Raw genomic sequence first — 20,808 nt, forward strand, 5'->3', positions numbered from 1 at the left:
AGGGTTCTCCTGAATTTAGCGTGAAAGCAGCCCGACGCTGGCAATCTCTTCTTCCGTCAGCGGGCGATATTCCCCTGGCGCCAGGTCTGGATCGAGTTCAATCGCGCCGATACGTTCACGATGCAGCCCCACAACGTGGTTGCCCACGGCGGCAAACATCCGTTTCACCTGGTGGTAACGGCCTTCACTGATGGTCAGACGGACGTCCGTTGGGGTAATGACTTCCAGCACCGCCGGTTTGGTCAGATCTTTTTCACTATGCAGCTGAACGCCTTTCGCGAATTGCTCTGCCGTGTCATCCGAGACCGGCGACTCAAGTGTCACCCGATAGGTTTTCTCACAGTGATGGCGCGGGGAGGTGATGCGGTGCGACCACTGACCGTCATCGGTCATCAGCACCAGGCCGGTGGTATCAATATCCAGTCGCCCTGCCGCATGCAGCTTGTGCGCCACAGGTTCGTCGAGGAAGTAGAGCACCGTCGGGTGATCCGGATCGTCCGTTGAACAGACGTAACCTTCCGGTTTGTTGAGCATGAAGTAGCGCGGGCCATTCTGCTGGGTCAGCGGGTTGCCGTCATACTCCACCTGGTGGTCAGGCTGGAGTTTAAAAGCGCTGTCTTTCACAATGTCGCCGTCCACGGTTACGCGGCTGGCGCGAATTTCACGCCCGGCAATAGCGCGGCTTACGCCGAGTTGCTGAGCGATAAACTTATCAAGTCGCATGAAATCTTTTTAGCCTTAATGGTGCTGGAAGTCGGACTACGCGTCCGAAAAAGAAGCAGTCAGAAACAGTTCAGTATAATGGTCTGGTTGCGCCACTCAAGGGAAAAAGTTTCGTGGCATACTATATGCGAGTTAACTGAATAGAGAAGCCATGACGTTCACACTACGCCCCTATCAGCAAGAAGCCGTTGATGCCACCCTCGCCTGGTTTCGCAAGCACCGGGAACCCGCCGCCATCGTGCTCCCGACCGGAGCCGGTAAAAGCCTGGTGATTGCCGAACTGGCGCGCCTGGCTCGCGGGCGCGTGCTGGTGCTGGCGCACGTAAAAGAGCTAGTGGCGCAAAACCACGCCAAATATTGCGCGCTCGGCCTGGAGGCCGATATTTTTGCCGCCGGGCTGAAGCGCAAAGAGAGCCACGGGAAAGTGGTGTTTGGCAGCGTACAGTCCGTTGCGCGCAACCTGGACCTGTTTTGCAGCGAGTTTTCCCTGCTGATTGTCGATGAGTGTCACCGCATCAGCGATGACGACGACAGCCAGTATCAGCAAATCCTCACTCATCTGAGAGAGGTGAACCCTCACTTACGCCTGCTTGGCCTGACCGCCACGCCATTTCGTCTGGGCAAGGGCTGGATTTATCAGTTTCATTATCACGGCATGGTGCGTGGCGATGAAAAGGCCCTGTTCCGCGACTGTATCTATGAGCTTCCGCTGCGCTACATGATCAAGCATGGCTATCTGACGCCACCGGAGCGGCTGGATATGCCGGTCGTGCAGTACGATTTCAGCCGCTTACAGGCGCAGAGCAACGGGCTGTTCAGCGAGGCGGATCTTAACCATGAGCTGAAAAAACAGAAGCGGATCACGCCGCATATCATCAGCCAGATTGAAGAGTTTGCGCAAACGCGCAAAGGGGTGATGATTTTTGCTGCTACCGTCGAACACGCGCGTGAAATCACGGGGCTTCTGCCCACCAACGACGCGGCGTTAATTACCGGTGAAACCCCCGGGCCGGAGCGCGACAGCCTGATTGAGGCTTTCAAAGCCCAGCAGTTCCGCTACCTGGTGAATGTCTCCGTATTAACCACCGGGTTTGACGCACCGCACGTTGACCTGATTGCGATTCTTCGCCCGACCGAATCCGTCAGCCTGTACCAGCAGATTGTCGGCCGTGGCCTGCGCCTGGCACCGGGCAAAACCGACTGTCTGATCCTCGATTATGCCGGTAATCCGCACGATCTCTACTCCCCGGAAGTGGGCACGCCAAAAGGCAAGAGCGACAACGTGCCGGTACAGGTGTTTTGTCCGGCCTGCGGGTTTGCCAACACTTTCTGGGGCAAAACTACCGCCGACGGCACGCTGATCGAACATTTTGGCCGCCGCTGTCAGGGCTGGTTTGAAGACGATGAAGGCCATCGCGAACAGTGTGATTTCCGCTTCCGCTTCAAAAACTGCCCGCAGTGCAACGCCGAGAACGATATCGCTGCCCGCCGCTGTCGGGAATGTGACACGGTGTTGGTCGACCCGGATGACATGCTGAAAGCGGCGCTGAAACTGAAAGATGCGCTGGTGCTGCGCTGTTCCGGCATGGTCTTACAGCCCGGTGCGGATGAAAAAGGCGAGTGGCTAAAGATTACCTATTACGACGAGGACGGCGCAGACGTCAGCGAGCGGTTCAGGGTCCAGACGCCCGCCCAGCGCACCGCGTTCGAACAGCTCTTTATCCGCCCGCATACCCGCACGCCCGGCGTGCCGCTGCGCTGGATAACCGTTGCCGATATCGTGCGCCAGCAGGCGCTGCTGCGCCATCCTGATTTTGTTGTCGCCCGTAAAAAAGGGCAGTTCTGGCAGGTGCGTGAGAAGGTCTTTGACTATGAAGGACGCTTTCGCCGGGCAAACGAATTGCGCGGTTAACGGGACTTTTCGTTGATGCGCGAGCCATTTGAGTATAAAATGCCGCCCGCTTCACATCCGTGAGGCAGAACACTCACCTGCTGCTGGGTCGCCTGTAGCAGGGTTTTAAATACAGAGAGAAATCAATGTTCACTATCGAAGCAGAAGTACGTAACGTGCAGGGTAAGGGTGCGAGCCGCCGCCTGCGTAACGCTAACAAGTTCCCGGCTATCGTTTACGGTGGCGAAGCTGCTCCAGTTGCAATCGAACTGGATCACGACAAAGTGTGGAACATGCAGAACAAAGCTGAATTCTACAGCGAAGTTCTGACCATCGTTGTTGGCGGTAAAGAAGAAAAAGTGAAAGTTCAGGCTGTTCAGCGTCACCCGTTCAAGCCAAAACTGTCTCACATCGACTTCGTTCGCGCGTAATCGCAAACCTGTCGAGAAAAACCCCGCTTCTGCGGGGTTTTTTTATGGCCGCTACTTACCGCCTGAGGTGCGACGCTGGAGCTGATCGCGCAGATTCGGCGGCGTGCCTTTAATGGTCAGCGTGTCGGTCGCCGGATCCCAGAAGATACGTTCCCCGAGCAGCATGGCATCAAAGTTAATGGTTAACCCACCGCCGCTCCCGGCAAATTTCGTCAGCTGACGCAGCGTACTGCGATCCGCCGGGAAGCTCTCTTCCAGCTCATAGCCTTTTTCCGCGGTAAATTCCTGGAAGCTGACTTCGCTGACGCCCGCCAGCTCTTTGGACAGCGACTCCAGCTCAATCTCTTCCCCGGCCTGTAACTGCTCGTTACAGTAGCTGTAAACCTGCTGACGCACGGTCTGACGCTCAGATTTATCCAGCTGCGCCTCAGCGGTAAAGTCATCCACCGCCTGGAGCAGACCTTTGTTCTGCGCTTTGGCGTTCAGCCCTTCACTGGCACCGAGGAAGTCCATAAAGAAATCGGCCACTTTGCGGCCCACGCGGCCTTTAAGGAAGGTCAGGTAGCGCGTCGATTCCGGATTGGTTTCCCATTCGGTTAAATCAATACGCGCCACAATATCCGCATGGTTGATATCCAGATAGTGCGTTGAGCTGATATCCAACTGCTCGTTCACACGCATGCTGCTTAAATTATTCAGCACGGTGACCAGCAGATACTCTACCGCCAGATAGCGGTAGTGGCAGAACAGGACGATACCGCCATCGGCGAAGGGATATTTCGCCAGTTCGTCACGAAGACGGCCGGTTGCAGCGCGGCTGAATGCCAGGAAATCCTCTTCGCCCTGACGTTGCAGGCGCAGGCTATCCGCCAGCTCGCTCTCTTCGCTGAACAAGCCATAGGCTTTATTTTTCGCGCTGTAGACGCGATGCAACTCCGCCATCATCTCGACAACGGTAGGCGTTGGTTCCAGTAACGAATCGCGTAGCACCACTTCAAGGGTTTGCTCATCACGCTTGATAAGCTGGTGCAAGGCAATCTGGTTGATTTCCAGACTCATGATAAACTCTCCTTTTAGACCGGGCGGTATTCAACCACCACCAACGCATGTGTGCAACAGAAGATAAAAAAGGGGAAAAAAAGCTGTTGCTACGGTAATATGTCGCCCTTCTCTCAACAAACTGATTTTGATTTATGCCACAACATTCCCGCTACAGTGACGAACACGTTGAACAACTGCTCAGTGAGCTGGTCAACGTACTGGAAAAACATAAAACGCCAACCGATCTCTCCCTGATGGTTTTGGGAAATATGGTTACCAACCTGATCAATACCAGCGTTGCTCCGGCTCAGCGTCAGGCGATCGCCAAATCTTTCGCCCAGGCTTTGCAGTCATCCGTTAGCGACGACCAGGCACACTAAGGGAAACGAACAACAGTTTATGGTGACGAATCGTCAGCGCTACCGTGAAAAAGTCTCCCAGATGGTCAGCTGGGGGCACTGGTTTGCCCTGTTCAACATTCTGTTGGCGATGGTGCTCGGCTGCCGTTATCTGTTTGTGGCGGACTGGCCAACCACGTTAACCGGGCGTATCTACTCGTGGATGAGCCTTGTTGGTCACTTTAGCTTTCTGGTCTTCGCCACCTATCTGCTGATCCTGTTCCCACTGACGTTTATCGTCATGTCGCAGCGGCTGATGCGCTTCCTGTCCGCCATTCTTGCGACGGCGGGCATGACGCTGTTGCTTATCGACAGCGAAGTTTTTACCCGGTTCCACCTGCACCTGAATCCTGTCGTCTGGGAGCTGGTGATTAACCCGGATCAGAACGAGACCGCCCGCGACTGGCAGCTGATGTTTATCAGCGTGCCGATTATCCTGCTGATCGAAATGTTGTTCGCGACGTGGAGCTGGCAAAAGCTCCGCAGCCTGACCCGACGCCGACATTATGCGAAGCCCGTCGCGGCGCTCTTTTTCGCCTCATTTATCGGTTCGCACCTGATGTATATCTGGGCAGATGCGAACTTCTACCGCCCTATTACCATGCAGCGCGCGAATCTGCCGCTCTCCTATCCGATGACGGCGCGTCGTTTCCTTGAAAAACACGGTCTGCTGGACGCGCAGGAATATCAGCGTCGTCTGGTCGAACAGGGTAATCCGGAAGCGGTCAGCGTGCAGTATCCCCTGAGCGATCTGAAATATCGCGACATGGGGCGCGGTCAGAACGTGCTGCTGATTACCGTCGATGGCCTGAACTATTCTCGCTATGAGAAGCAGATGCCTGCCCTGGCTGAATTCGCTGAGAACAACATCGTATTCACTCAGCATATGAGTTCCGGTAATTCGACCGACGCGGGTATTTTCGGTCTGTTCTACGGCATTTCACCGAGCTATATGGACGGCGTACTGTCGGCCCGTATTCCGGCTGCATTGATTACCGGGCTTAATCAGCAGGGCTACCAGCTGGGGCTGTTCGCCTCTGATGGTTTCAACAGCTCGCTGTACCGCCAGGCGCTGCTGTCTGATTTCTCACTGCCAGCCGCGCAGAGCCAGTCTGACGATCGGACTGCTGACCAGTGGATAGACTGGCTGAAGCGCTATGCACAGGAAGATAACCGCTGGTTCTCCTGGGTTGCGTTTAACGGCACAAATCTTGATGACAGCAATCAGAAAGGCTTCGCGCGCCGCTATAGCCGTGCGGCGGGTGATGTCGATGCGCAGATCGCTCGCGTGCTGACCGCCCTGCGCGACGCGGGCAAGCTGGACAATACGGTCGTCATTATCACGGCGGGGCATGGCGTGCCGCTCGGCGACGAAGCGAAGGGCATGGACTGGTCGCGTCCGAACCTGCATGTCCCGCTGGTGATCCACTGGCCGGGCACTCCCGCGCAACGCATCAACATGCTGACCGACCATAAAGACGTCATGACCACGTTAATGCAGCGGCTGCTGCACGTTAGCACGCCGGCAATTGAATACTCGCAGGGACAAGACCTCTTTAGCGCCACGCGGCGTCATAACTGGGTCACGGCTGCTGGCGAAAACACGCTGGTGGTGACCACGCCGACGCTGTCCCTTGTGCTGAACAGCAACGGCAATTACCAGACGTACAGCCTCGAAGGTGAGAAGCTGAAAGACCAGAAACCGCAGCTCAGCTTGCTGTTGCAGGTGCTGACAGACGAGAAGCGCTTTATCGCTAACTGATTATTTATGAATCAGTTAGCGTTGCTTCCCCCTTGCAATCAAAAAGGAATCGAGTAGTATTCCTTTTATGCGTCGGCACGTAGCGCAGCCTGGTAGCGCACCGTCATGGGGTGTCGGGGGTCGGAGGTTCAAATCCTCTCGTGCCGACCAAAACTACACAAAAAAACCAGCCGCTTATGGCTGGTTTTTTATTGCCTGTCTTCGCATGCACAATGCTTAGTGCTTCTCACGCCCACCGAGAAAGAAAATCCCCAGCGGAATCGCCAGCAGAACGGTGAACACCAGACTGTAAACAAAGATCATCGCTGATTGCAGGACAAACATGCTGGTTGTCCACGCAGAGAGCGGGATGTTGTACTGCTCAATCACGCCGACAATGGTTGCTCGCCCCACGCATGCAGCAGCAATCATAAACACAACCAGTAACGCCAGCAGGAACTTGCGGCCTTCAGGTGTCTTCAGTTTTTCCCGTACCATCTCTTCTCCCTTTACAGATGAATAACAATAATTAACGCGTAAAATAACACGATCTCTGCACCGACTCCACCTCAGCATTAAACACCAATAAAAGAGCATAAAAGCAGTGCTTTACTCCGTTTAAAATGAAAATGTGAGTAAATTACGCCAACCATTCACATACATTATGTTAGTCTTTCCGGGATCGTTTTAACAAAAAGGAATGACAGTGAAAAACGCACCTAAATTTGCCATCGCCCTTATCGCCGCTGCGTGCGCCAGCACCAGCGCTTTCGCCAGCGAAACCCCAAAAGAGCAGCCGCTGGAAAAAGTTGCCCCGTATCCGCAAGCGGACAAAGGAATGAAGCGCCAGGTTATTCAGCTCCCGGCTCAGCAGAATGAAGGGAATTTCAAAGTCGAGCTGTTAATCGGCCAGACGCTGGAAGTGGACTGCAACCAGCATCGTCTGGGCGGCCAACTGGAAAGCAAAACACTGGAAGGCTGGGGTTATGACTACTATGTCTTCGACAAAGTAACCTCGCCAGTCTCCACCATGATGGCGTGCCCGGACGGCAAGAAAGAGAAGAAATTTATCACCGCCTATCTGGGTGATAACAGTCTGCTGCGCTATAACAGCAAGCTGCCGATTGTCGTTTATACGCCGGAAAACGTGGATGTGAAATATCGCGTATGGAAGGCGGATGAGACGGTAGGACAAGCAGTAGTTCGTTAAAAATAAGTCGGGTGGCGCTCACGCTTACCCGACCTGGAAAGGGTGCGTTCTGGTGCCCTCACCCCAACCCTCTCCCGGTGGGAGAGGGAGAAAACACGAAAAACGGTAACGGATGTTACCGTTTTGCGTTTAGCTTACAGCGCGATATCCGCCACCGGCTTGCTTTCCGCCTGCGGCTTCAGCTCTGCCTTCGGCGCAGCATCCGCAGCCTGCGGTTTGACGTATTGCAGTTGCAGAACGCGGCTGGTGTATTCCAGCTCTTGTTCCGTGGCGTCAACGTTACCGTTCAGCTTCGTACCGTAGGATGGAATAATGGTTTTCAGCTTCGCCTGCCATTCCGGGCTGGATACTTTGTCCTTAAACACTTTTTCCATCAGGTGTAGCATGATTGGCGCAGCGGTAGACGCCCCGGGGATGCTCCCAGCAGCGCGGCAATAGTGCCATCCTTATCGCTTACTACTTCGGTACCCAGACGCAGCACGCCGCCCTCTTTCGGATCGCGTTTGATGATCTGCACGCGCTGACCCGCCTGCCACAGGCGCCAGTCTTCTTTCTTCGCCTGCGGATAGTACTCTTTCAGCGCCTCGAAGCGTTCTTCATCAGAGAGCATCACCTGGCTAATAAGGTATTTCACCAGATCGAAGTTATCCAGTCCCACGTCCATCATTGGCTTGACGTTTGACGTCGTGGTCGCGCTCAGCAGATCCCACAGGGAACCGTTTTTCAGGAACTTGGTAGAGAATGTAGCGAACGGCCCGAACAGCACTACGCGCTTACCGTCCAGCATACGGGTGTCGATATGGGGAACGGACATCGGTGGCGCACCAACAGAAGCCTGACCGTACACTTTAGCCAGATGACGGTTAACCACTTCAGGGTTTTCCGACACCAGGAACTGGCCGCCAACCGGGAAGCCGGCGTAGTCGTCCGCTTCCGGAATACCGGACTCCTGCAACAGTTTCAGCGCCGCGCCGCCAGCACCGATAAACACGAACTTCGCCTTAATCACATGCTCGGCTTCGTTGTTTTTCAGATCGGCAACGGTCACGCTCCAGCTGTTATCCGCGTTGCGCTTGAAACCACGCACTTCGGAGCTGAGTTGCAGGTTAAAGTTCTCTTTTTTCTTCAGAGAGGCCACCAGCTGACGGGTGATTTCACCGTAGTTAACGTCAGTACCAATTTCAGTGCGGGTCGCCGCCACTTTCTGGTTCGGATCGCGGCCTTCCATAACCAGCGGCGCCCACTCTTTGATTTGAGCATGATCTTCAGAGTATTTCATCCCGCGGAACAGCGTGCTCTGTTGCAGGGCTGCGTAGCGCGCGCGCAGGAAGTTGACGTTTTGATCGCCCCACACAAAGCTCATGTGCGGAACGGTGTTGATGAAGGAGTGCGGATTGTGCAACACACCGCTGTTCACCTGGTGAGACCAGAACTGACGTGAGATCTGGAACGCTTCGTTGATCTCTACCGCCTTCTCGATACTAATGGAACCGTCCTTTTTCTGCGGCGTATAGTTCAGTTCCATAAGTGCCGAGTGCCCCGTCCCGGCGTTATTCCAGCCGTTAGAGCTTTCCTGCGCCACGCCATCAAGGCGCTCGACCATGGTCATGGACCAGTTCGGCTCTAATTCCTGAAGATATGTGCCCAGCGTGGCGCTCATGATGCCGCCACCAATTAAAAGGACATCCGTTTCCTGCTCTTTTGGTGCGTCAGCCTTCGCCGCCAGCGAGACGGCGTTCAGCCCCACGGCCAGAGAAAAGAGCACGGCAGTCATTTTTTTCATCATTTATGCCTTAGTTGAATAGTGCTTGATGCGTAGAAATTACAGGTGAAACACGCTGCGGTGGCACGGTAGCAACTTTTAAATATTGTTTAAAGGTTACGAAATTATTGTAATTGTGAAATTTAATGATGGATTGTTTGTAGGGTTTTGGCATACAGGCTGGCACCCGACGATTTTCCTGGCTATGATGCTGCACTTTGTGATCGCGCGCACGGAAGCCTGCCCCTACCAGCGAATTGTTATGTCATTACCTCACTCGTCTGTACCCCAAGAAGGCCATGTCGCCACCGTTTTACGTTCGCCTCAACGTCTGATGCGCGAAACCCTGGCCGGCGTGATTACCGCGCTGGCGCTGATCCCGGAAGTGATTTCGTTTTCCGTGGTCGCGGGCGTGGATCCGAAAGTGAGCCTTATCGCCTCCGTGGTGCTCTGTTTCGCCCTTTCCCTGATCGGCGGGCGTCCGGCCATGGTGACGGCGGCGGCCGGTTCCGTCGCGCTGGTGATTGGCCCGATGGTCCATCAACACGGCGTACAGTACATTCTGCCCGCGGTGGTGATGGCTGGCGTGATTCAGATCCTGTTCGGCGCGCTGGGAATGGCGCGGCTGATGCGCTTTATTCCCCAGTCGGTGATGACCGGGTTTGTTAACGCCCTTGGCATTTTGATTTTCTTTGCCCAGGTGCCCCATTTCTGGAGCCGAAGCCCGCTGATAGTAGGCCTGTTCGTGCTGACGCTGCTGATTGTGCTGTGGGTGCCACGCTATATTAAAAGCGTACCCTCCCCGCTGATTGCCATTGTGCTGCTGACTTTGTTCACCGTCACCAGCGGGCAAATCCTGCCGACGGTAGGGGATGAAGGCTCCATGAGCGGCGGTTTGCCGGGCTTTACGCAACTGCTGGTGCCGCTCAATCTGGAAACCCTGAGCATTATCTGGCCGTGTGCGCTAAGTATCGCTTTTGTTGGCCTGCTGGAATCCTTGCTGACGGCAAAACTGGTGGATGAACTGACCGTTACCCCTTCAAGCAAGCGCCGCGAGAGCATCGGTCTGGGCGTGGGGAATATTATGGCCGGGTTCTACGGCGGCATTGCGGGCTGCGCGATGATTGGGCAGACCATCGTTAACGTTGAGATGGGGAAAGGCAGAAGCCGTATCTCCACCCTTGCGGCGGGTATCGTACTGCTTGTGCTGGTTACGGCGCTCAGTGAGGTGATGGCCAAAATCCCGATGGCGGTACTGGCGGGTATTATGGCCATTGTGGCCTTCAAGACCTTTAGCTGGCATAGCGTTCAGCCCGGAACGCTGAAAAACGCGCCGGTGGCTGAAACCGTCGTGATGCTGGTGACGGTTGTGGCAACGGTTTCCACCGGCAACCTGGCGATTGGCGTGCTGGGCGGGATTGTGATGATGTTCATCCTCCCTGCCCGACTTAAGCAAAAAGCACTGGCTACAGAAGAAAAATCGTCGCCAGTCCAAGAAAAATAAAGAAACCGCCGGTATCGGTAATGGCGGTGATCATTACGCTCGACCCCACCGCGGGGTCGCGCCCCAGCCGGGTCATCGTTAATGGGATAATCACGCCCATCATCGCCGCCACCAGCAGGTTCAGCACCATCGCCAGCATCATGACCCCGCCCAGCGCCATATCATCGTACAGCCACCAGGTAATGCCGCCCATGATGCCGCCCCAGACCAGGCCGTTAATCAGCGCGACGCCCATCTCCCTGAAAATCAGCCACGAAAAATTACCCGGCTGAATGTTTTCCAGCGCCAGGGCGCGAACGATCATGGTGATAGTCTGGTTGCCGGTGTTCCCGCCGATCCCCGCCACAATCGGCATCAACGACGCCAGGGCCACCAGCTGGGAAATGGTATGTTCGAAGCCGTCAATAACGCGGGACGCCACGAACGCGGTGCATAAATTGATGGCGAGCCACGCCCAGCGGGTTTTGACGGCCTTGCCGACGGAGGCATGAACATCGTCTTCGGCACTGATACCGCCAAGGGCACGCAGGTCGTTATCGGTCTCTTCATAGACCACGTCAACGATCTCATCAATGGTCAGACGCCCCATCAGCTTGCCCACCGAATCCACCACCGCCGCGCTCACCAGGTCATCACGTTCGAAGGTACGCGCCGCTTTTTCGGCATCGTCTTCCGGCGAGAAGACCATCGGCTCGGTTTCCATGACCTCACTTACCTGCTGCTGGGTGCTGTTCAGCAGGATCGTTTTCAGCTCCAGCTCCCCGAGCAGGGTTTTATCCCGCGAGGTGACGAACAGTTTATCGGTGTTGTCCGGCATACTGCCCAGGCGACGAAGATAGCGCTGCACCGTACCCAGGGTGACGTCCGGACGCACGGTGATGACGCCAAACTCCATGATCGCGCCGACGCTGTTTTTCTCGTAGTGCATCACCTGACGCACGCGCGCCCGCTCCTCGGCAGGCAGGGAAGCCAGCAGGCGTCCGGTCAGGTTGCGCGGAAGATGCTGAACGAGGTAAATCTGCTCATCGATATCCAGCGTTTGCAGGGCGTCAAGAATGTCCCGATCGCTCATCTCATCGATAAGGTCATCCCAGACGTTTTCCGAGGCTTCAAGCAGCACCTGACCGCGCTCGTGATCCTGCACCAGCCGCCACAGGGCGTGGCGCTCCTCGGAAGGCAATGCCTCCAGGGTGTCCGCCAGATCCGGAGGCGGTAAATGTGCAACCAGCGCACCTACCTCAGCAATATCGTCGGCCAGCGTGCCGACATCATATTGCTCAGCCAGGGTTAGCTTACCCAATAACGTTGACGTGACCGCTTTATCGGTCGTCAGGAGCCAGATGAGCCGCGCACGCTCCTGGTCACGCTGCCTGGCGCTGTTTTTCTTTAATACCGACATCAATCATAAATCCATTAAATGAGTTGGCGTTAAGCATAGCGCGGGGATATGTAAATAAGAATAAACGGCGGGTCGGGATGGAGAAAAAAACGGCATATATGAAAAATGAGTGTGCCGGGGGCCACCCGGCACAATTGCAATCAGGCCGTGCGCGCCACCGCGTCCCGTGACGCCGCATCGCGCTCATCGCCGGTCAGCTCGCTCAGTTTGCCGTCGCGCATCTCCAGCAGACGGTCGGCGTGAATGAAGTAGTGATCGTCATGGCTGATGGCAAAAATGGTTTTCCCCATCGCCTGCATCAGCGGCAGCAGGACCTGATAAAACTCGCGACGGAAGTGCGGGTCCTGATCGGCGGCCCATTCATCCAGCAGGATGATGTCGCGCTCTTCGGCCAGCGCCAGCAGCAGCGCCACGCGCTTCTTCTGCCCTTTCGACAGCTTGAGATTCAGGATTTTGCCATCCTGTAGCTCCAGCTTGTGTGACATTTGCAGATGCGCAAGCCACTTCTCCACCAGCGCCGGATCCGCCTGCTGCCCTTCCGGGCCCAGCAGCCGGTCGAACAGCCAGACGTCGGTAAATACCGCCGAGAAGAGCTTGCGGTAGTCCTCCGGTTTCTCCGCGCTCAGCGCTTTGCCATCCAGCAAAATTTCGCCTGACTGCGGCTGGTAGAGGCCCGTCAGCAGCATCGCCAGCGTGGATTTGCCGCTGCCGTTACCGCCGATCAGGAACAGCAGTTCGCCGCGGTGAATGGTCAGATTTATCGGCCCCACGGAGAAGGCGTTATCCTGATAGCGGAAGGTCACGTTACGCAGCTCAAGCGTTTGCCAGTTCGGGAAGGCCTGCGGGCGCGGGAACTCAGCCTTAAACGGCGCAAGGTCGAACTTCTTCAGCTTGTTGAAGGCCACCTGTGCGCTCAGCAGCGTCGGCAGTGCGCCAACGGCCGACAGCAGCGGCGTGCGTAAAAACAGCAGCGTCAGGGAGTACGTTGCCGCCACGTTGGTATCCGCCCACCCCAGGCTGTTCGCCATCCAGAATACCAGGCCAATGGCACCCAGCATCATGATGTTGGACCAGTTCACGGCGCTCAGGTGGAACGTATCGGCGCGAATAATGTGATGACGATATTCGTGCGCATCCGGGATATAGAGATGGTTGAAGATATGTTCGGCGCGCTCGCGGTTCAGCGTCAGCTCTTTGCGCCCTTCCAGCACTGTCTGATAATCGTTATAGAGCTTGTCTTCCGTTTCGCGCAGCACCGCCATGTGCTTATAGACGCGTGATACCAGCAGGAACCCGCCCCAGATGGTAATAACAATCCACAGCGCCGTTACCGCCAGCATTTTGCTGGAGAGCCAGGCGAGATAGGCTGCCGAGCCAAAGGTCAGGATGATCCCCTGCACCAGCTCCGGCAGGCGCACAAAGGCGATGGTAATGGCGCGCACATCGCTGGTCAGCCCCGCCAGCAGAGAAGCACTTCCCAGCTGTTCGATGCGTTCCACTTGAGTATCAAGGATCCGTTTGATGAACTCGCTGCGCAGACGGAAAACGAAGTGGTGGCCGAGCGCGGTCAGCGCCAGCTGTGACCCGAGCGTGACTGCCATCAGCAGCAGCAGTAAACCCAGAAATTCCGGCAGGACGGAGAGTGACGTGTCGACCATTTCGATCAAACGCACGTTAATGAAGGCAATCAGGCCGATCCCCAGCGCCGCGCTGGCAAGGCTTAGCGCCATCACCGCGATAAAAGGCCAGCGATACTGCCGCCAGACAAGAAGAAGTAGTTGCATGCAGAGCAATCCGGACAAGAAAAATCAGCCAGCAGTGTAAACTGCCTTTCACACACATCAAGAATAATTCTTATTTTTATTCTCTGTACGCTGCCTGGCGGAACGTGAGGTTGTAGCGAAACGCCCCCGCCACCGGGTGATCGCCATTTTTAAGCGGCTGAATGCCGTGATAAAAAAGCCGTGATTCACCGCCCCAGACCACCACATCGCCATGCTCCAGCATCAGCCGTTTGAGCGGGTCGTTGCGCCGCAGGCCGCCAAACTGAAAGACAGCGGGCAACCCAAGGGATACCGAGACAATCGGCGCGCGCAGGTCAGGCTCGTCCTTATCCTGATGCAGGGAGAGCTTTGCCCCGACGGCATAGCGGTTGATCAGACAGGCATCGGGACGAAAATCAGGATAGCCGGCCGCGACGGCGGCATCGTGACACAGCGCCTGAAACGCCTCCGGCATCGGCGGCCACGGCCGATCCGTCAGCGGGTCGTTCGCGGCATATACATAGCCCCGCTCATTCGTCGCCCATCCCAGTTCGCCGCAGTTGGTCATCGCCACAGACATGGTATACCCGCCCGGCGTGACCATATGGCGAAACGGCGAACGGGCGGTGACGTTATCAATACCGTCGAACAGCGCCGCCGCGCGGGAAAGCGCAAAACGTCTCAGGATCGTCGCCCCCGGCGCGAGCGGCTCCTGCCAGGGTTCAGCATCAGCAAAAAGATCGAGCATTATCCCTCCGGGTTGTTCGCCTCACGTTTCAACAATAGCACCTTACGCGCTGCGCCCCAGCGATAACCCGACAGCGCACCGTCGTTACGCACCACGCGGTGACAGGGGATAACTATCGCCAGTTTGTTGGCTCCGCAGGCTCCTGCCACGGCACGTACGGCATTGGGTTTACCAATGGCCTTCGCCACCTGCTGATAGCTCGCCGTTTCACCGCAGGGGATAGCCCGCAGCGCCTGCCAGACCTGCTGCTGGAAGGCGGTACCCCGGATATCCAGCGGCAGCGTCAACGGCGTCGCGCGGCTGTCGACAGAGGCAATCACCTGACGAACACGCCCGGCAAATGCGCCTTCCATCGGTTCGCGGACGGCAAGCGGAAACAGTGACAGCAGCTCAGCCGTCAGCCCGGCGTCGTCATCACCCAGCAGTATTGCGCAGATCCCGCGCTCGCTTTCCGCCACCAGACAGTGGCCCAGCGAGCAGTCGCTGATGGCATAGCGGACCGCAGCCTCTCCGTTACGGTACTGTTTCGCCGTCATGCCCAGCGCGCCGTTGGCTTTACGGTAGTAGCTGCTGCCGTCCGGGAAGCCAGCGGCCAGTACGGCGTCGGTGATTTTACCGCCCTGTGCAAGCAGGCTACGCAGGCGTTGTTCACGCGCGGCCTGCTGCCATGCTTTCGGCGTCATGCCGGTGACGGATTTAAACAAGCGGTGGAAATGGAACGGACTCATGCCAACCTGCTGCGCCAGGGCCTCCAGGTTCAGCGCGGCATCCTGCTCAAGCAGTCGGCAGGCCAGCGCAACGTTGGACTTTTTCTGCGCCATAGGGTCGACCTGGTCCGGCCTACAGCGCTTACAGGGGCGGAAACCCGCCTGCGCGGCCTGGTGAGCATCAGGATAAAAGCAGACATTTTTACGCAGCGCGTGGCGGGCACGGCAGGACGGACGACAATAAATGCCGGTCGTCTGCACGGCAAAGACAAACTGGTTATCCGCACGCGGATCGCGGGCCAGAACAGCCTGCCAGCGATCCTCATCGGTAAGATAGGTTGTGTTTTTCATCATCGGCTCCTCTTACAAGCATACGCTCAGCTTGCCTGAACGCCACCGAACAAAAACCCGCAACCTTGCTTTTTAATTTTTTTCGCTCACCAGGAAGCTGTTGAACTGCGGTGAACTCCAGGTTTTAAACCCGTCAGCCTCTTTGGTGATCATATAAACGGCCAGCCCTTCCTGACGCACCACCTCTTTGGCCTTCTCCGTGCCGAGCACCATCAATCCGGTATCCCAGGCGTCGGCTTCCAGCGCAGTTGGCGCTATCACCGTCACGGACACCAGGTTGTGGGTAATCGGGCGTCCGGTTTGCGGATCAATCACATGCGAGATACGTTTGCCATCCAGCTCGTAATAGTTGCGGTAGCTTCCGGAGGTGCTGATACCGTGCCCGTTGATGTCGACAATCGCCTGCACCGCGTTCTGCTGATCGGTTGGTTTTTGGATGGCCACTCGCCACGGCCTGCCGCTGGCGTTCATGCCCCGGCTGACGAGCGCGCCCCCGACGGAAACCAGATAACGGGGAATACCTTCCTGCGCCATCAGGGCCGCGAGATGATCCGCAGCATACCCCTCGCCTACCGTGGAGAGATCCACAAACAGGTCGGGAATGTCTTTTTGCAGGTATTGCTGACCGTACTGGGAGATCACCGCCAGATGCTGTAACCCTGTACGCGCGCGGGCGTCGTCGATGGCGGCTTGATCGGGTGTGGTCACCGGCTGCTTGTTGGGGCCAAATCCCCACAGGTTCACCAGCGGCCCCACGGTCACGTCCATTGCGCCGTTGGTTTTGTAGCCCACGCGCATGGCTTCCGTGACGATATCGGCCATTGCTTCGCTCACCGGCCACAGCGAGGTGCTGCTGGAGCGATTGAAACGCATCAGCGCTGAGTCATTTTTATAGGTAGAGAGTAGCTGATCGTCGGCATCCAGCTGCGCCTGAATTTTACCGCGTAGTTCTTCAGCGCGGGACTTATCAATATCCATCACGCTGACGCGCCAGAAGGTCCCCATGGTTTTCCCTTCCAGCACCGTCGCGGCGGGTGCGTCGATTTTTGCGGGCTGTGTAGAAGAGTCACACGCGGTCAGGAGTAAAAAAGTCGCCAGAACGCTGGCGCGTAAAAAAGTCATATCCATTGGTTATTATCCTCATGCCAGGGCGGCAAGAGTACACTAAAACAGCGTATTTGTAAGACCCTAAAAAAGCATGAAAAAAGGGGCCTGATGGCCCCTTTGTCGCTGTATGAGCAATTAGAACTGGTAAACCAGACCCAGCGCGACGATATCGTCAGTACCGATACCTGCTGCGCGAGTGAAGTCGTTCTCATCAACCAGGTTGATTTTGTAATCAACGTAGGTGGACATGTTTTTGTTGAAGTAGTAAGTCGCGCCAACATCAACATATTTCAGCAGATCCTGGTCGCCGTAGCCGTTTTCCAGGTCCTTACCTTTAGATTGCAGGTACGCCACGGATGGACGCAGACCGAAGTCGAACTGATACTGCGCAACCACTTCGAAGTTCTGCGCTTTGTTAGCCCAGCCCAGGTCGCCCGCACGGGTCGCGTTGTAAGTCTGAGTATACTGTGCAGCCAGGTAGATGTTGTTCGCGTCATATTTCAGACCACCGGTGTAGGTCTCTGCGCGATCGCCTTCACCGTAGTAGCCCGCAGCGTTCTGGTCAGCAGTACGTTTAGAACTGGTGACTGCCGTACCGATAGCGAAGCCTTCGCCCAGATCATAGGTCAGAGAGCCGCCGTAGCCATCACCGTTCTGACGCAGTGCCTCACGACCGTTGTTGGTCTGGCCTTCGCCGCTTGCGCTGCCGTTTTTACCCTGGTACTGCAACGCGAAGTTCAGACCATCAACCAGACCGAAGAAGTCCTGGTTACGGTAGGTCGCGAAGCCGTTACCACGCTGCTGCATGAAGTTGTCAGAACCGTAGGTGTCGCCGCCGAATTCCGGCAGAACGTCGGTCCAGGAAGTCACATCGTAAACAACGCCGTAGTTACGACCGTAGTCGAATGAACCCGCATCAGCGAATTTCAGACCTGCGAACGCCACACGCGTCCATGCATTCAGTTCTGAATGTCTGTTTATCCCTAATTGAACCGGATGCTCCGCATTCGGTTTTTTTTTACCTTTCTTTACGTCAACAGACATTTTATGTGCTACCCGTCTGTAATGATAACGACTATTAACTAAATCCATCGCCCGGCGTTTACAGATTTTCCTTTTCACTTTCAAAATTAATTTCTTGTTAATTCGTGCTATTTTACTGCCGTTGTAACAGCATATTTGTACATTTCACTGGGTTTTGTACATCTTTCACACGGATGACGTTGAAGCGGGTTGCGACAGATAAAAAGTCAAGGTCATACCGATAACGACGCTGGAAATTCAGTTATTACCCTTTATACTGCCCTATCCCATTACCGCGCGGCCATTACGGGTTAAACACATCGATGAGTCAGACTGAAACTACCGCCCCGAGCAAATTCTCCCTTCTACCGGGCAGCATCACCCGTTTCTTTCTTCTATTGATCGTTGTGCTGTTAGTCACAATGGGAGTGATGGTTCAGAGCGCCGTGAATACCTGGCTTAAAGATAAAAGCTATCAAATTGTCGATATCACCCATGCGGTGCATAAGCGCATTGATACGTGGCGCTACGCGACCTGGCAAATCTACGACAATATCGCCGCCACACCTGCCACCTCATCAGGCGAAGGGTTGCAGGAAACGCGCCTTAAGCAGGATGTGTATTACCTTGAAAAACCGCAGCGTAAGACGGAAGCCCTGATTTTCGGCTCGCACGACAGCGCAACGCTTGAGATGACGCAGCGGATCTCCTCCTATCTGGACACCCTGTGGGGCGCCGAGACCGTACCGTGGTCCATGTATTACCTGAACGGTCAGGACAACAGCATGATCCTGATCTCGACCCTGCCGCTTAAGGATCTCTCGTCGGGCTTTAAAGAGACCACCGTTGGCAGCATTGTCGATTCCCGTCGGGCAGAAATGCTGCAACAGGCCAACGCGCTGGACGAGCGCGAAAGTTTCTCGTCATTACGCCGTCTTGCCTGGCAGAATGGCCACTACTTTACGCTGCGAACCACCTTTAACCAGCCGGGCCATCTGGCGACCGTGGTTGCCTTCGATCTGCCAATTAACGATCTTATCCCGCCGGATATGCCGCTGGACAGTTTCCGACTGGAGCCAGACAACAGCACCCAAAATATGCGCACGCCGTCGGATAAAGAAGGCCCGGACAGCGTAGCGATCTCATTTAATGGCTCGAAGATTGAGATTGCCTCATCGCTCAACTCAACCGGTATGCGGCTGGTGTGGCAGGTGCCTTTTGGCACCCTGATGCTTGATACCCTGCAAAACATTATGCTGCCGCTGCTGTTGAATATCGGCCTGCTGGCGCTGGCGCTGTTTGGCTACAGCACCTTCCGTTTCCAGTCGGGCCGCCAGAGCGACTCGACGTCGGTATCAGCCGGGACCAGCAACGAGTTGCGTGTTCTTCGTGCCCTGAATGAAGAGATTATTTCCGTGCTGCCGCTTGGGGTGCTTGTTCACGATCAGGAAGCAAACCGGACGGTGATGAGCAACAAAATTGCCGATCACCTTCTGCCGCATCTTAACCTGCAAAATATTACGGCCATGGCGGACCAGCATCAGGGAGTCATTCAGGCCACCATTAATAATGAACTGTATGAGATCCGTCAGTTCCGCAGTCAGGTCGCCTCGCGCACGCAAATCTTCATCATCCGCGATCAGGATCGCGAAGTGCTGGTGAATAAAAAGCTCAAGCAGGCGCAAAGGCTGTATGAGAAAAACCAGCATGGCCGCGCGGCGTTTATGCAAAACATTGGCGATGCCTTTAAACAGCCGCTGAAGTCACTCGCCACGCAGATTGCTGATTTAAGCACGCCGGAAAGCCGACAGCTTAGCAGCCAGGCCGACTCGCTGGTTCGTCTGGTGGACGAAATCCAGCTTGCGAACATGCTGGAGAATGACATCTGGAAGGGCACCCCTACGCTCTTCTCCATCCAGGATCTGATTGATGAGGTGGTTCCGGAAGTCCTGCCGGTGATCAAGCGCAAAGGGCTCCAGCTGCTGATCAACAACCATTTACCGGCCAACGACGAGCGTCACGGCGATCGCGACGCCCTGCGTCGCATCCTGATGATGTTGATTCAGTATGCCGTCACCACGACACAGATCGGCAAGATCACCCTTGAAGTCAGCACCGATGAGTCCACCGACGATCGTCTGACGTTCCGTATTCTGGATACGGGCGAAGGCGTCACCGTGAGCGAAATCGATAACCTGCACTTCCCGTTCCTGAACGATACCCAGCGCGACCACTACGGTAAGGCGAATGCCCTCACCTTCTGGCTCTGCGATCAGCTGGCGCGTAAGCTGGGCGGTCATCTGAACATTAAGGCGCGCGAATCCCTCGGCACTCGCTACTCCTTGCATGTTAAAATGGCGGCGAATCCTCAGGAAGAGGATGAAGAGCGTCTGCTGGATGATGTGGTGGTGATGGTGGACGTGACCTCCAGTGAGATCCGTAATATCGTCGTTCGTCAGCTGGAAAACTGGGGCGCGTCCTGCATTACCCCGGACGAAAGGCTCGCGAGTCAAGAATTTGATCTATTTTTAACTGATAATCCGTCTAATCTTACTGCCTCCGGCTTGCTTTTAAGCGATGATGAGCCAGGCGTGCGGAAAATCGGCCCTGGGCAGCTGCGCGTCAACTTTAATATGAGCAATGCAATGCAGGAAGCTGTATTACAACTGATTGAAGAGAATCTGGCGCAGGAAGAGATCCTGGAGTCACCGTTAGGCGGCGATGAAAATGCCGAACTCCATGCCAGCGGATATTATTCGCTCTTCGTTGATACAGTACCAGATGATGTTAAGCGGTTGTATACTGAGTCCGCTGCGCAGGATTTTGCAGCGCTGGCACAGACAGCACACCGGCTTAAAGGGGTGTTTGCCATGCTTAATCTGGTTCCCGGCAAGCAGTTATGTGAAACGCTGGAACATCTAATTCGTGAGAAAGATGCCTCTGGCATTGAAAAATACATCAGCGACATTGACGCTTACGTCAAGAGCTTGCTGTAGCAAGGTAGCCTTA

At 55.7% G+C, this 20,808-nt stretch carries 15 protein-coding genes, 1 tRNA gene and 2 pseudogenes; 8 read left to right on the forward strand and 10 right to left on the reverse strand.

Annotated elements, in window-relative coordinates; all coding sequences use genetic code 11:
- Positions 1 to 15: 15 nt before the first annotated feature.
- The gene (gene rsuA, locus HWQ15_RS00570) at positions 16 to 723 is read right to left on the reverse strand and encodes a 16S rRNA pseudouridine(516) synthase RsuA (protein ID WP_063215895.1); all 708 of its coding nucleotides are present in this window, start codon (positions 721 to 723) and stop codon (positions 16 to 18) included.
- Between the two features lie 151 nt (positions 724 to 874).
- On the opposite strand from rsuA, the gene HWQ15_RS00575 reads away from it, so the two are divergent.
- Both HWQ15_RS00575 and rplY read left to right on the forward strand, forming a co-directional pair.
- Entirely contained in the window at positions 875 to 2,635 is a 1,761-nt protein-coding gene (locus HWQ15_RS00575) for a DEAD/DEAH box helicase (protein ID WP_063148495.1), read from the forward strand.
- A gap of 125 nt (positions 2,636 to 2,760) precedes the next feature.
- The gene (rplY, locus tag HWQ15_RS00580) at positions 2,761 to 3,045 is read left to right on the forward strand and encodes a 50S ribosomal protein L25 (protein WP_022648733.1); all 285 of its coding nucleotides are present in this window, start codon (positions 2,761 to 2,763) and stop codon (positions 3,043 to 3,045) included.
- A 51-nt stretch (positions 3,046 to 3,096) separates the two neighbouring features.
- Here the strand turns inward: rplY and yejK are convergent, their stop codons facing one another.
- A complete protein-coding gene (gene yejK, locus HWQ15_RS00585; RefSeq protein WP_017693031.1) occupies positions 3,097 to 4,104 on the reverse strand; it encodes a nucleoid-associated protein YejK in 1,008 nt (335 codons plus the stop codon).
- 134 nt (positions 4,105 to 4,238) lie between these two features.
- Between yejK and HWQ15_RS00590 the strand changes: the two genes are divergently transcribed.
- The 3 genes from HWQ15_RS00590 (at position 4,239) to HWQ15_RS00600 (ending at position 6,396) form a co-directional block, all read left to right on the forward strand.
- Complete coding sequence (locus tag HWQ15_RS00590) at positions 4,239 to 4,466, forward strand: YejL family protein (protein WP_001135586.1); 228 nt, start codon at positions 4,239 to 4,241, stop codon at positions 4,464 to 4,466.
- A gap of 19 nt (positions 4,467 to 4,485) precedes the next feature.
- Complete coding sequence (yejM, locus tag HWQ15_RS00595) at positions 4,486 to 6,246, forward strand: LPS biosynthesis-modulating metalloenzyme YejM (RefSeq protein WP_022648735.1); 1,761 nt, start codon at positions 4,486 to 4,488, stop codon at positions 6,244 to 6,246.
- Positions 6,247 to 6,319: 73 nt separating this feature from the next.
- A tRNA-Pro gene (locus HWQ15_RS00600) sits at positions 6,320 to 6,396 on the forward strand.
- A 66-nt stretch (positions 6,397 to 6,462) separates the two neighbouring features.
- Here HWQ15_RS00600 and HWQ15_RS00605 read toward each other — a convergent pair.
- Positions 6,463 to 6,723, reverse strand: a complete 261-nt coding sequence (locus tag HWQ15_RS00605) for a DUF2534 family protein (RefSeq protein WP_006811332.1) — start codon at positions 6,721 to 6,723, stop codon at positions 6,463 to 6,465.
- 202 nt (positions 6,724 to 6,925) lie between these two features.
- Between HWQ15_RS00605 and eco the strand changes: the two genes are divergently transcribed.
- The gene (eco, locus tag HWQ15_RS00610; protein ID WP_032622478.1) at positions 6,926 to 7,435 is read left to right on the forward strand and encodes a serine protease inhibitor ecotin; all 510 of its coding nucleotides are present in this window, start codon (positions 6,926 to 6,928) and stop codon (positions 7,433 to 7,435) included.
- Positions 7,436 to 7,569: 134 nt separating this feature from the next.
- Here eco and mqo read toward each other — a convergent pair.
- Positions 7,570 to 9,218 (reverse strand): annotated as a pseudogene (mqo, locus tag HWQ15_RS00615) (malate dehydrogenase (quinone)).
- A 187-nt stretch (positions 9,219 to 9,405) separates the two neighbouring features.
- Here mqo and HWQ15_RS00620 point away from each other — a divergent pair.
- Positions 9,406 to 10,701, forward strand: a complete 1,296-nt coding sequence (locus HWQ15_RS00620; protein WP_063148603.1) for a SulP family inorganic anion transporter — start codon at positions 9,406 to 9,408, stop codon at positions 10,699 to 10,701.
- Here the strand turns inward: HWQ15_RS00620 and mgtE are convergent.
- The 6 genes and pseudogenes from mgtE to ompC form a co-directional block, all read right to left on the reverse strand.
- Positions 10,664 to 12,100: a magnesium transporter gene (mgtE, locus tag HWQ15_RS00625; RefSeq protein ID WP_063148494.1), complete on the reverse strand. Its 1,437-nt coding sequence runs from the start codon at positions 12,098 to 12,100 to the stop codon at positions 10,664 to 10,666. The two genes, HWQ15_RS00620 and mgtE, sit on opposite strands and share 38 nt — an antisense overlap.
- 140 nt (positions 12,101 to 12,240) lie before the next feature.
- Complete coding sequence (locus HWQ15_RS00630) at positions 12,241 to 13,884, reverse strand: multidrug ABC transporter permease/ATP-binding protein (RefSeq protein WP_003859392.1); 1,644 nt, start codon at positions 13,882 to 13,884, stop codon at positions 12,241 to 12,243.
- A gap of 76 nt (positions 13,885 to 13,960) precedes the next feature.
- Positions 13,961 to 14,611 (reverse strand): DNA oxidative demethylase AlkB, encoded by a 651-nt coding sequence (gene alkB / locus HWQ15_RS00635; protein WP_022648795.1) that lies wholly within the window; start codon positions 14,609 to 14,611, stop codon positions 13,961 to 13,963.
- Positions 14,611 to 15,669, reverse strand: coding sequence for a bifunctional DNA-binding transcriptional regulator/O6-methylguanine-DNA methyltransferase Ada (gene ada, locus HWQ15_RS00640; RefSeq protein WP_022648796.1), 1,059 nt, complete (start codon positions 15,667 to 15,669; stop codon positions 14,611 to 14,613). Before ada ends, alkB begins: the two co-directional genes overlap by 1 nt.
- A gap of 72 nt (positions 15,670 to 15,741) precedes the next feature.
- Positions 15,742 to 16,797, reverse strand: coding sequence for an FAD:protein FMN transferase ApbE (apbE, locus tag HWQ15_RS00645; RefSeq protein ID WP_023300605.1), 1,056 nt, complete (start codon positions 16,795 to 16,797; stop codon positions 15,742 to 15,744).
- A gap of 114 nt (positions 16,798 to 16,911) precedes the next feature.
- Positions 16,912 to 17,742, reverse strand: a pseudogene (gene ompC, locus HWQ15_RS00650) (porin OmpC); the annotation flags it as partial.
- A 380-nt stretch (positions 17,743 to 18,122) separates the two neighbouring features.
- Between ompC and rcsD the strand changes: the two are divergent.
- Complete coding sequence (rcsD, locus tag HWQ15_RS00655) at positions 18,123 to 20,795, forward strand: phosphotransferase RcsD (RefSeq protein WP_022648798.1); 2,673 nt, start codon at positions 18,123 to 18,125, stop codon at positions 20,793 to 20,795.
- Positions 20,796 to 20,808: the final 13 nt, after the last annotated feature.

This window comes from Enterobacter sp. DSM 30060, assembly GCF_013375955.1.
GTDB classification, from domain to species: Bacteria; Pseudomonadota; Gammaproteobacteria; order Enterobacterales; family Enterobacteriaceae; genus Enterobacter; species Enterobacter intestinihominis.